Annotated in this window: 11 protein-coding genes; 2 read left to right on the forward strand and 9 right to left on the reverse strand. The window is 36.4% G+C overall.

The genetic code is table 11. From position 1 onward, the window contains the following. Positions 1–95 precede the first annotated feature (95 nt). The 6 genes from B2R82_RS02460 to pepV form a co-directional block, all read right to left on the reverse strand. The gene (locus B2R82_RS02460; protein WP_286923352.1) at positions 96–959 is read right to left on the reverse strand and encodes a YtnP family quorum-quenching lactonase; all 864 of its coding nucleotides are present in this window, start codon (positions 957–959) and stop codon (positions 96–98) included. An 11-nt stretch (positions 960–970) separates the two neighbouring features. Beyond that, positions 971–1,618, reverse strand: a complete 648-nt coding sequence (gene trmB / locus B2R82_RS02465; protein WP_286923353.1) for a tRNA (guanosine(46)-N7)-methyltransferase TrmB — start codon at positions 1,616–1,618, stop codon at positions 971–973. 76 nt (positions 1,619–1,694) lie between these two features. Continuing rightward, positions 1,695–2,645: a diacylglycerol/lipid kinase family protein gene (locus tag B2R82_RS02470; RefSeq protein WP_286923354.1), complete on the reverse strand. Its 951-nt coding sequence runs from the start codon at positions 2,643–2,645 to the stop codon at positions 1,695–1,697. A gap of 3 nt (positions 2,646–2,648) precedes the next feature. Continuing rightward, positions 2,649–3,653: a nuclease-related domain-containing protein gene (locus tag B2R82_RS02475; RefSeq protein WP_286923355.1), complete on the reverse strand. Its 1,005-nt coding sequence runs from the start codon at positions 3,651–3,653 to the stop codon at positions 2,649–2,651. 439 nt (positions 3,654–4,092) lie between these two features. Then, positions 4,093–4,947, reverse strand: coding sequence for a D-amino-acid transaminase (gene dat / locus B2R82_RS02480; RefSeq protein ID WP_286923356.1), 855 nt, complete (start codon positions 4,945–4,947; stop codon positions 4,093–4,095). Positions 4,948–4,974: 27 nt separating this feature from the next. Continuing rightward, positions 4,975–6,381, reverse strand: coding sequence for a dipeptidase PepV (gene pepV / locus B2R82_RS02485; RefSeq protein ID WP_286923357.1), 1,407 nt, complete (start codon positions 6,379–6,381; stop codon positions 4,975–4,977). Between the two features lie 635 nt (positions 6,382–7,016). Between pepV and B2R82_RS02490 the strand changes: the two genes are divergently transcribed. Beyond that, positions 7,017–7,238: a DeoR family transcriptional regulator gene (locus B2R82_RS02490; protein ID WP_049667439.1), complete on the forward strand. Its 222-nt coding sequence runs from the start codon at positions 7,017–7,019 to the stop codon at positions 7,236–7,238. Positions 7,239–7,529: 291 nt separating this feature from the next. Continuing rightward, positions 7,530–8,702: an MDR family MFS transporter gene (locus tag B2R82_RS02495; RefSeq protein WP_286923358.1), complete on the forward strand. Its 1,173-nt coding sequence runs from the start codon at positions 7,530–7,532 to the stop codon at positions 8,700–8,702. A 47-nt stretch (positions 8,703–8,749) separates the two neighbouring features. Here the strand turns inward: B2R82_RS02495 and B2R82_RS02500 are convergent, their stop codons facing one another. The 3 genes from B2R82_RS02500 to B2R82_RS02510 form a co-directional block, all read right to left on the reverse strand. Next, on the reverse strand, positions 8,750–10,270 hold the full coding sequence (locus tag B2R82_RS02500; RefSeq protein WP_286923359.1) for a GGDEF domain-containing protein: 1,521 nt from the start codon (positions 10,268–10,270) through the stop codon (positions 8,750–8,752). A 170-nt stretch (positions 10,271–10,440) separates the two neighbouring features. After that, entirely contained in the window at positions 10,441–11,154 is a 714-nt protein-coding gene (locus tag B2R82_RS02505; protein WP_286923360.1) for a pseudouridine synthase, read from the reverse strand. 8 nt (positions 11,155–11,162) lie between these two features. Next, positions 11,163–12,776: a putative polysaccharide biosynthesis protein gene (locus B2R82_RS02510; protein ID WP_286923361.1), complete on the reverse strand. Its 1,614-nt coding sequence runs from the start codon at positions 12,774–12,776 to the stop codon at positions 11,163–11,165. Positions 12,777–13,016 lie beyond the last annotated feature (240 nt).

Raw genomic sequence — 13,016 nt, forward strand, 5'->3', positions numbered from 1 at the left:
ATACTTTTTAATTTGTCACCTTGATTTCATTAACATAATAGTATTTCAACAACATGAAACGTGCAAACGGTTTATGTTTGCACGCCCTTTTCTCATTAGAATGTAATGACAGCTTGTCTGCTGCGCTCAAGCTTATCAACTATTTCCTTACCTGTTTCATCCCATTTAATCATACGATAGTATGCATCATGATAGAAAATAAATCCATAGCCATTTGCTAGTGCTTCTTTCATAATACGTTCCTTTGCAAAAACACTTGTCATTGGATAATCATCATAGGCTAAAACCCATAATGGATTTTGATGTGCATGTGTTGGCATAATATCAGCCATATGCAACAGCACTTCACCGTTTTGAGTTAATTTAATGATGGCATGTCCATCACTATGACCACCAGTATGAATCATTTCTATACCAGGGACTACCTCCAGCGAACCTTCATACGTTTCAACTAAATGCTGTACAGGCTCCCAGTTTTCTTTCCAATACGTATTTTTTGAACGGACATTTGGCTCACGCATCTCATCCCATTCAGTTTTCGTCACGAAAATTTTAGCATTCGGGAAAGTTGGTACAAGTACATCATCTTCCCATTGCGTTAAACCACCAGCATGATCAAAATGCAAATGTGTCATTAATATTGCATCAATATCTGCCGTTGTTAATCCTAGCTCCTGTAGGCTATCCGCTAAAGTTGATTCTTCAGTAACGCCAAAATTACGAAGCTGCTTTTCATTTAATTTGTTAAAGCCAACACCTGTATCAACGAGGTAATTTTTCCCTTCAAATTGAATTAAAATTGGCTCGGTTGGTAACTCAATTTGATTCCTTTCGTTTACAGGATATTTACGTGACCAAAGTGGTTTTGGCACGACTCCAAACATAGCACCACCATCAAGGCAAGTGACACCCCCATTTAGCCATGATAATGACATATTGTGAAACTGTAACTGATCCATCCATACTCCCCCTATTTAGTAATGAATTGCGATTCTAGACGATAAATTGGCTGTCCTTTAGCAGAAAATTTCTGCTCATACTCAGTCATCACATTATCCTCAGGCATATTTGCATGTAGGTCGAGTGATACATACTTTAGTAACATACCATATTCAGACATACTAATTAATGAATACTCAAACAAACCGCGGTTGTCCGTTTTAAAATGGATTTCCCCATTATCCACTAAAATCGACTCATATAATTTCAAAAAATCCCCGTGCGTTAAACGTCGCTTCGCATGGCGTGTTTTTGGCCAAGGATCTGAGAAATTCAAATACACACGATCTACATCGTTTTTTGCAAAATATTTATATAAATCTGCGCCATTTACTTTTAATAATCGTAAATTCGCTGGAGATTTAGCCTCTAAAATTTTTTCCAATGCACATACAATGACACTGTCATAAAGCTCGATACCAATATAATTAATATCAGGATTTTGTAGGGCCATGCCAGTAACAAATTGTCCTTTCCCAGTACCTACCTCTATATGGATTGGATTATCGTTGCCGAAAGCAGCCTGCCATTTTCCTTTAAAGTCTTCAGGATTTGGAACAATCACCTCTGGATGACTCGTAATCATTTCCTCCGCCCAAGGCTTATTTCTTAATCTCAATTTTTTTCCTCATTTCTTTCATGTAAAATTATTGATTTTTTATAGTATAACGTATTACCATAAAATTCGCATAAAATTATTGCGAAATGATATTGTTCGTTTCTTCTGCTACAACCTGCCAAGCTTCACGTTGAACAGCACAATGAATGTTTATTCCCTGTCCTATTTCACCAATATAATTCCCATCTGTATGACAATCAATATGCTGTGATTGGAGCAATATTTCAAATGCATTACCTTGTAAAAATGTAATTTCTTTAAATTTAGTGTGCTTGCCAAAAAATACAGTAATAAACACAAGCAATAACTTAAGACGTGAAATACCATGAACGATTGTTAGCTCTATTTTCTCATCATTAGGTTTGGAGCAAGGAGAAATTTTCATGCCTCCTCCAAAATAAGGATGATTACTCATTGCAACAAACCATGTCTGCTTGAACTGCCATTGTTGATTGTTTGCACGAATGGTTACATCAAAGCGCTCAAAGCTAAATAAGCCTTTTACAACGGCTGCAGCATAGGATAACTTGCCAAGCCCTATTTTATTGAGATAAAACTTCAAACGAGATTTATTAATGTACTTTGTAACAAAAGCATCAAAGCCTACACCCGCATTATTAACAAATATCTCATGCTGAAGTTCTCCAAGCTGAATGGTACCAGCATCCATCGAAAGACTAGACATATTCCCCTGTATATAAGCTTCAATTTGTATAGCATTTTGAAAGGTTGTAAAGTATCGCGCGAAGTCATTTCCAGACCCGGCAGGCACTACACCAATAACTATATATTCATTATGTACAACACCACTTACAACCTCATGTATTGTGCCGTCCCCGCCAACAATAACAAATAGTTTTTTTGTTTGTGTATTTTGTGCCCAAAGTTGTGCAAGTTTCTGTCCATGTCCTTCATACTCTGTGAAGACAACTTGATAGTCGATGGTTAAATGGCGTTGAAGCTGACGCCAAACCTTTTTACCTTTTCCATTACCTGCTGCTTTATTCACAATAAATAATACTTGCATGCACTAATCCTCAGCTTGTTTAGAAGATTGTTGCCAAATATCTCGATTAAAGGATGTCGTTTGTACATTAGTTAAAATTGTTTGGGCAGCACGAATTTGCATATGCTTCATCGGAGAAGATACCTTTTTTAAATGCTCCATCCATCCACCATAATTTCGATAATCAATAAATTGTACACCATATGGTGATCCTGGATAATCAAAATAGCCATTACGCGTTAAAACAACCTTACGAATTGGCATGTCAATATTGTCCTGCTTAAATAATTGCGTTAATACAGACTCCATACGACTTAAATTAATCGTTGGATTCAGGACTTTGGAATCCTTTGTTCCCACCTTTTTAATCCAGAATCGATCACTGCCTCCTACATACACTGCCTGATTCTCCGCTTCTAATACGGTAATACAAATACATTCTGTCGGTGACATCAGTACAACATCAAGCTCTATAGGTGCTTTTCTGATTTGTAAAATTGGGTAATAAAAAAGTAAATAGTTATCAGGTAATTGTTGCAATAAATTACGTAGCAAAGAGTCACGCATAAAACGAGGGTCAACATATGATTTTTCACGTAATGTTGAGCTCGCCCATTTCATCTGAAAATGGAAAAATTGATCGATAAACATTCGTTTTAGTTCATGGATAGACTGTGGTGCATAAACAATTTGCGGTTCAAATGTTAATGTTGTCTCTTCTTCAGGAATACTGTCCTCATCACTGACTAATTCATTTGAAATTTCGAGTTGTTCAATATCTTCTTTTTCTTCTTTCTGACGACCAGCAAATAATTTTTTTAATACAGAAAAGCGCTCTTTTTCCTCAAAGGGTTCTTGTTCAGCAACAGAATCAGCATGTTGCCATTCAGTAATATCTTCTCCAAGCTCCCACTGTCGTTTGACACGCTCCCACTGGCTTTTCTTTAAACGTACAAATTGTGTAGGATATCTTGCTAAATCAATTTGATAGCGTGAAATATAGTCCTGTAATTTCACTAATTGTGCCATTTTACGGTCACTCCATTCTTACTTACCCTCTATGTAATTAACCTATTCTTTTGTGAATGTAGGAAGTTATCGCTTCGCCTTTATTACATCGACATTTGCTTTCCAAATATAAATTCCTATAGATTAATCTATCTTATTTATTTTACATGACGGTTCAGGAGAAAACATCCATAATTTGCTCTATAAAGAAAACTTCAATCAGCAAATGATTACTTTTCCACCCCTTATTCATTTTACGAGAAATCAATTTCACCCCATCGTAATTACGTCTAGGTTTTTTTGTGCTCACTCGAAAAGCTCAATGTCAAAATCTGTGACATACGCTAAGGGCCTGATTTAGGCATTTATACATCCGCACCCTCTATTTACTGAATCAAGATAAAAGAACTACCCTAATAGCTTGGTATAAACCAAAATTAGGGTAGTTCTCTCGAAATATTTACTTAGCATTCATTGAAAGCGGTAATTTAGCCTCAAAAGCTTGCTGTAATTTACGAGTCCATTCACCCGGAACTCCAGCACCAATTTGCTTGCCATCCACATCAATAACAGGGGTAACTTCAGAAGATACTGATGATACAATGATTTCATCCATTGTTAATAAGTCTGCCTTCGTCATCGGCTCCTCAATCACTGGTAAATTAATTTCTTCAGCGCATTTTAAAATCACTTGGCGAGTAATACCGTTTAAAATAAAGTTATTTGCCGGGTGTGTGTAAAGTTTACCATCTTTAATACCATAAACATTTGCAGATGAACATTCGGTAACAATATCTCCACGATGTAAAATAGCTTCATAGCAGCCTTTTTCAGATGCTTCCTGTTTTGCTAATACTGCACCAAGTAAATTTAATGATTTGATATCACAACGTAACCAACGAATGTCCTCAACAAAAGTCGCCTTTACTCCTTTTTCAAAATTTTCATAGGAGCGCTCACCAACTTTTACATTACCTGTTAATACGGCTGGGACACTTGCATCTGGGAAAATATGATTACGAGAAATTGCACCACGTGTGATTTGGAAGTAAACATGACCTGTATCTAAATTATTTTTTTCAATAAGTTCATGTAATAATTTGTGCAAAACGTCTTTTGTATAAGGAATGACTAGACGAATTTTTTCGGCACTCGCGTAGAAACGATCAATATGTTCTTGTGCTGTGAACATGTTTCCGTTATAAACTTTGATTACTTCATAAATTCCGTCACCAAATTGGTAACCTCTATCTTCAGGTGATACTGCAATAGACCCTTCTTCAACGATTTGATCATTCCATAATGAATATGCCATGTTTCGCTCATCCTTTTCATATTTGAATTATTTTTTTCCTGCAAGTTCAACAATTGCTTCAGCATAAATAGCTGCTGCTCTGACTAGGTTATCAACGACAACAAACTCATCTGCTCTATGCGCTACATCAGGTTCACCAGGGAATAACATACCAAATGCTACCCCCTTTTTCATCACACGTGCATACGTACCGCCGCCTGTAGAAAGTAGTGGTGTTTCATAATCACCTGTCTGACGTCTATAGATTTCTGTTAGTGTTTGAATGAATGGATCATGTTCACTTACATAGTGAGGTTTCGAGTTATCCTGAATATCTAATGAAAATCCCTTCGTCACAGTGAAGCGTTGTGCAGCCGTAATTTTTTTATCAAATGGATATGTGACAGCGTAACGCATACTGATTACCAAACTGCCGCCTTTAGCCACATCATAGCTTACAATGCCCGGATTTAATGTCGTTTTCCCGGACATTTCATCCTCAAATTGTAAATTTAAGTGATGACCATAATGATCTTGATAAAAAGCATCTGCAATAAAGCCGACAAATTGCTTACTTGCCTCTGTCGTCAATTCTTGTTGTAAAAATGCTGCAAGATAAACAGCCGCATTGACACCTTTTTCTGGCTCCATTGCATGGGCTGCTTTACCTTTGATAGTTATTATATAGCGAGAGCCCTCCATTAATAAAGTGCCTTCTAGCTGATTTTTGCTTAAAAATGTTTGAAAATTCTGTTCGAACTGTTGAGAAACAAACTGAACCTTTGCTTCTGCAAAATCAGGTACCATATTTGGGCGTTTTCCAGCATTAAATAGTAGTAGCTGTTCTTTCGTTTTATCACCTATTTTATTATGAGAGAACACAAGCTCTGCAATGCCCTTTTCAGCATTAATGAGCGGGAAATCTGCATCTGGTGCAAAGCCAATTGTTGGCATTTCCTCTTGTTTAAAGTAGTGGTCGACACAGCGGAAGCCTGTTTCTTCATCCGTACCGATAATCATACGTACTCTTTTATTAAGCTGAATGCCTGCATCTTTAATAAGTTTCATAGCCATCCATGCAGCTACTGTTGGACCTTTATCATCAATCGCACCGCGAGCATATAATTTTCCATCTGCAATGGTGCCGCTAAATGGTGGGTATGTCCAATCAGCTTCATCACCAATAGGAACAACATCAACATGACATAAAATTCCTAATAAATCTTCCCCAGCACCCATTTCAATATGTCCAGCATAATTATCAACATTTTTCGTTAATAGCCCTTCAGTCTGCCCTTTATCTAGCAACCATTCAAGCGCTTTAAGTGGACCATCACCAAATGGTACTTCAGAAGTGATCGTATCCTCATCAAGAACACTATTAATTTGCACAAGCTCCTGTAAATCTTGTATTAATTCATCTTGTCTTTCTTTTGCGGCCTGTAACCAATCCATATGATATACCTCCTCCAAATTATCAAATACGCCCCAGCGTAATTGCGTCTGGATTTTTCGAGCTCCTTTGAAAGCTCCTCTTTAAAATCCGTTAACATCCGCCGGGGACTTTAACCAACACGATGTTGTTTACCAGCCGTTTTCACAGGATGTAGATCTTAAGCCTGAGTTCCTATATTTTTACGAGCGTTTGTATGCTCGCTTAATAGGAAAAAAACACATTTATCCTGCCACCTCTAAAGGTGAGTGCATTCTGTACCTGCCGCTACGCTTTCTACAGTAAAGTTCTGCTAAATCAAGATAAACATATTTTACACTTTACAACATATAAAACAATCATCTTCCTGACAACTATTTTCAGTATTAACTATTAAGACTACCACATATAGCATGTTTTTCACGTATTTCCACAAAATACAGTATAAATTTTTTGTTTTTATTGTAAATTTCTCTTGCATTCACTAGAAAATCAACTAGTTTTTCTATATAATAAAGTTATCAGAATAATTGTTCTGAATATAAAAATAGAAAAGGGGATGTCTAAGGCAGCTACTTATCAGCCTAAGTGCACTCCGCACATATTGTCGTCCGCTAGTCTTTGCCAAGAGAATTAAGATGAAGGAGTGGTTCATTTAATGAAACCAACTACTGATCGAATGCTTAATCGTATTAAAGACGTGTACATGTTTATTTTAGACAAAGGAACCGTGTCTACACAGGATTTAGTCGAAGAGTTTAGTATCACTCCTCGCACCGTTCAAAGAGATTTGAACGTGTTAGCCTTTAACGATTTGGTTATGAGTCCAAGTCGAGGCAAATGGACAACGACGAAGAAAAAAGTAAAATTGACGTCTTAGTTTTACGTTGAGTACGTAAAGCATTGAGTATGGAAAAAGAATGGCCTTTCGTCGGGGTCATTCTTTTTTGTCCATCATTTTTTAGTCAATTGAAAACTCCTCATTTTACTGAAATTATTAAAAAGAAGGGGGAATTAAAGCCCCATTACACTCAACTATCTGAAAACGAAAGCACTCCATTTCACATACGTTTCTCACCATCGATCCTCATCTTCATTATTTTGACTATTTACAGTTGCTTAACAATCCGTTAAACTCGAAACATTCTACATGTTGAGAGGAGGATTTAATATGAAATTGTCTAAGATGTTTCATCCATTAGTTTGGATTATACTCGGCGGGACCATTTTCACACGTATTGCAAGCTTTATGGCAATGCCCTTTTTAGCTATCTATTTACATAATGAAATCGAAGCCTCCCCTTTACAAATCGGATTAACGATTGGAATTGCTCCACTTATCTCTACTGTTGGGGGATTTTTTGGTGGTTACCTAACTGATCGTTTCGGCAGAAAAAGTGTCATTCTGCTGACGATTTTTATTTGGAGTCTTGTGTTCTTTGGCTTTGCAACAGCTCATGAAGTATGGTTTTTTGTATTATTCAATGCTCTGAATGGACTTTGTCGTTCTTTCTTTGAACCTTCAACACAAGCATTAATGATTGATTTTACGCCTGCCGATAAACGAAAAAGATTATTTTCGCTTCGCTATACGGCAATTAATATAGCAGCAGTTATTGGTCCAATCATCGGTGTTTATATTGCTCAATTGTCTAGCCCAAGTATTCCATTTATGCTTACAGGAATTATGTATATTGTTTATGCTGTATTTTTATTTTTCGTACTGAATCGTTACGAAATGCAACAGCCAAAAGCTACAACACAAACAAAAATACTACAAACCTTTACTTTATTATTAACGAATCGTGTACTACTAAGCTTTATTTTTGGGGCTATTTTAATCAATATTGGCTATTCTCAATTCGATTCAACATTACCACAAGTGATTGAGCTTAAAATTGAAGATGGTACCAAACTCTATTCGTTACTCATCTCGCTAAATGCAGCGGTTGTTTTATTACTACAATTACCAATTAGTATTGTATCAGAACGTTTTTCATCCACCGCTACTCTTTTAGTAGGCATTCTGTTTTTTGCAATCGGACTATTATTGTTCGGCTTCTCCAATAACTATACGCTTTATATTATCGCGATGATTATCTTTACGATTGGTGAAATTTTTGCCTTCCCAACGATGAATGTCATGATTGATGAGATTGCACCTGATACACAAAAGGGAACTTATTTAGGGGCAGCGCAATTCAAAAATTTAGGAGGTTTTCTTGGACCAATTATCGGTGGCTGGCTGTTAACACATTACATTGACGCATTGTTTGTAGTAATTGCTGTTCTTGTATTATGTAGTTGCCTCTTCTATAAATCTAAGCTAAAGCCCCATGCATAAAAAATGCTCTATAGCTTGATTTTAAAAGCTATGGAGCACTTTTTATACTAGTAAACATTAGTGTAACTCTCTTCAACTTCTTCAAAGCTCGTGTATTGATCTTTGCCAGCATTTTTTGACTGATACAATGCCTTGTCCGCACGCTCAAACAAGCTTCTTTCTGACTCATCTAGATGATGACAAATGGCGCCTCCCATACTGACAGAGATGACAGACCATTGATCAATATTGACATTGTCTACATGCTTATAGTGACGAAATTTGCCCAATATTGAATGAGCTAACTGCCACATATTTTCCGACTTTGCGTCATACAAAACGATTGCAAATTCATCCCCACCAAACCTCACAACAAAGCCATCATTTCCAACCTCTTGTTTTAAAATCCTCGCAGTATCAATCAGAATTTTATCGCCAGCACCATGTCCAAACTGATCGTTCACTTGCTTGAAATTATCCAAATCTATCAATAATAAACCTGGCTGATTTGTCTTGCGTTTTCTTAATAGATTGTCCATTTTTCTAATATAAGTAGCTCGATTAAAGACATTTGTTAGCGGATCATATGTTGCAAGATGAATAGTTTTAGAAAGAATTTTGTTAATAACAATAAGCATAATGAAAGAAGTTCCTAACGCTATACAAAGCAATAGCCAAAACTGTTTTGTATTTTTAGATAGTGCCTCTAATTCTGTATAATTTCCGTATTTTACATATATAATCCTTTTCGTAGATTCACCACGAATTGTTTCAGCTTCATATGGTAAAAAACGATACTTTTCAATATAGCCATTTGAATATTTCTTTTGAAATTCCGTTGGCTTCATCGATTGTATAGCTAACTCAAAATGTTCTTGAAATATGGCTGGTTGATCCTTCACTGTAATTTTAACGGGATTTGAATCATCAAAGTAAACTCCCCCCGCATTTATTGTTTGCACTTCTAATAAATCTGTATATTTATCAACTAAATAGTCAGCAGTCTTCCCAAAATTAAAGGTTTGAAAGACGGGATCATTGAGTAAATCAATGCCTAGCTCTAACAAATATTTCTTATCAGATGTCCCTAAATACCCAAACTTCCGATATCCTCCAGTAGTCGTCGAGATATCTATACCATCATTATAATATTTTCCACTCGTTCGCCGTTCATCTAGTAAGGTAGAAAAACGCTTACAGCATAAGGAAAAATTTAACCCTTTATCTTTTTCAAAAGTTGTATAAATAACCGTATTGGATTGATCTATTATGTATACATCCATACCATACTCTTTTTTTATTTTCTGTAGATCCCAAGTTGCAACCTTTGGATTTTCTTCATAATATGTAACGAGCTTTCGGAGTGCTTGCTCCATCTTATCTGAAAGATTTTGATCAAAATAAAAATGCGCATTATCTACAGTTTGCATATCAGTTAAAATATGATTTTCAATTAACGCCCTATTCATGGCTTCTTGTTGTTCAATATCTGCCACTAGTATTTGTCTGTTTACATAAGAAATCACAGCAACCAATATTAGGGCGAAGGCAATTAAAGATATTAATAATTTAATTCTTAGGTTTTTCATGCACTTATCCTCTATTATTTTTCCAAAATCATTTTCTGAAGTTTTTTTGAAATTAGTACTAAAGACTAGATAACAATTTATTAAAAGTTACATTATATTATACAGTTACTAGTTTAAGAATGTATATAAAAATACCTCGATACTAATTTTTATTAGCATCGAGGTTTCTATTAATCCCTATTTTGTAAGGCTGTTAGTTCTTTTGTAGTTAATTCTCTATATTCCCCTAAATCTAAATTGTCATCTAGCTTAAGGCTTCCCATTGATAAACGCTTTAAATAGGTAACACGCTTACCAACTGACTCAAACATACGCTTCACCTGATGAAACTTACCTTCTTGAATGGTTAGCTCTATTTCTGATTGAAGGTCAGATTTTAAGATAATAAGCTTGCCTGGTTTTGTCACATAACCGTCGTCCAGCTCTACGCCCTGTGCAAATTTTTTGCAGTCTTCCTCTGTCACAAGTCCTTCTATTTGCGCATAATAAACTTTAGGCACGTGCTTTTTGGGAGACAATAAATTATGTGCTAGCTGACCGTCATTCGTTAACAGCAGCAACCCTTCTGTATCTTTATCTAAGCGCCCAACTGGAAAAGGCTGAAAATGTTGATGTAAGGGCTCTAACAAATCAATGACCGTCTCATCTCGTACATCCTCTGTTGCAGAAATAACGCCAGGAGGTTTATTCATCATAAAGTATACAAATTCTGTGTAAACAACACGTTCACCAAAAACGGAAACATCTTGTTTTTCAGGGTCTACATGCAATGCTGCATCCTTTACATATGCACCATCCACAGTTACTGCCTTTTGCTTAAGAAGCTGCTTCACTTCCTTGCGTGACCCATACCCCATATTTGCTAGTAATTTATCTAAACGCATAAATCCTCCTATTTAAATCCAAGTTTGTTCGTAATTTTTGTCAGTCGTTCACCGAGTAATTTTTGAGCTAAGCCTAGACGTAAAGATAAATAACCATATACCCCAACACCTACGCCAGCACAAATAACTGAGTAAACAAATGCAGAGAATTTTCCATCCACTGGTCCGATCACAAAGCCTAGCAGCTTATGCACAATCAATACACTGATGACCATTGCTAGAGTCAAAAGAGAGATAAGCATGACACGGCGAAGAACCATCTCAGATTTGTAATTCAGTGCTTTTCTTAGTACTAGCATATTAATAATAATTGAAACCCCGTAGCCAATGGCTGTAGCAAGAATAGCTCCATCAGCCTCAATCCATCGAATTAAAGGTATGTTGATTGCTAGCTTGACAAAAATCCCTGATAACAGGCTGAAGACAATCCATTTCTGGAAGTCAATCCCCTGTAATAAAGCTGCTGTTACCTGGAACAATGCAAATAAAATAGCAACAGGCGCATAGTGAGCTAAAATGGTAGCCCCCATTTCACTTTCAGAATAGAGCATAAAGTATATTTCATTGGCTAACAATGAAATCCCCACTACAGCAGGCAATGTAATAAAAATTAATATTTGATAGGTTTTATCCATTGCATGTCGCAGTGATAAATATTCACCCTGTGTAAAATACTTAGTAATCGTTGGTACTAGTGCCATCGAAAAACCTGTAGCTAGCATAACCGGAATAATCACAACTTTATGTGTGGTGAAATTAATCATTGATAAATATTTATCGGTTACTTCTGCTAAGCCTATGGATGTCATTGCACCGTTAAACGTTAACATATCCACTAGCTGAAATAATGGATTGGCAACACCTACGAATACCATTGGAATGGAATACGTAATAACTTCTTTATAAATATTGGACATTGGCAGTTGGGTAGATGTAACACTTTGACTGCGCAATAAATTAAATTCAGGTTGGTATTTTTTCCAATAATAATAGAGTACCATCAACCCGCCAATAGCCCCGATAAAGGCCGCGAATACGGCAAAGGAAACGGCTGTTTGTGGTTTGCCATTAAAGACAACTACTACTAGGAACGATCCACCTAATAACACAACAATACGAACAATTTGTTCAACTAATTGCGAAACTGCTGTAGGTTCCATTTTGTCATAACCTTGGAAAAATCCACGCCAAAGACTCATAAATGGGACAACAATTAAAGCAAAGCTAACCCAACGAATCACGGAAGCAATTTGCTCGACTGTAAAAGCCTGCTCATCACTTTTTATGACAAGCCCCGCTATAGGTGTAGCTAATATAAAAAGGGCAATAAATGCGGCTAGACCAGTTATCATCATAATCAGTATGCCTGATTTCATAAGCTTGCGGCCTGATTGATAATCACCAAGTGCATTGTATTTAGAAACAAACTTAGATACAGCAATTGGCGCACCAGAGATGGCTACTGCTAGCATAATCGAATAGGGAATGTATGCATATTGATAGAGCGCAATATTTTCCTCGCCCACAATTGCATAAAACGGAAAAATATAAATTAATCCGAGTACCTTCGATAAAAACATCCCCATTGTTAATATCGCAGTACCTTTCATTAAATTGGACATTGTACCCATCCATTCATCATAAAATCAATAATTTCATCGTAACACATAGAATAAGCATTGGAAAATATTCACTATAATCAGATTTTTCGGTATCTGAGCGAGTTTTTTAACTGATAACTGCGGGTTTACTCGTTATCTAAGCAGTTCTAACTGACAACGGAGCGGGTTTACTTGGCACCCGAGCAGTTTTCACTGACAACGGATCAGGTTTACTTGGTACCCGAGCAGTTTTCACTGACA

Source organism: Lysinibacillus sp. UBA6686 (assembly GCF_002455205.1).
GTDB lineage: Bacteria > Bacillota > Bacilli > Bacillales_A > Planococcaceae > Lysinibacillus > Lysinibacillus pakistanensis.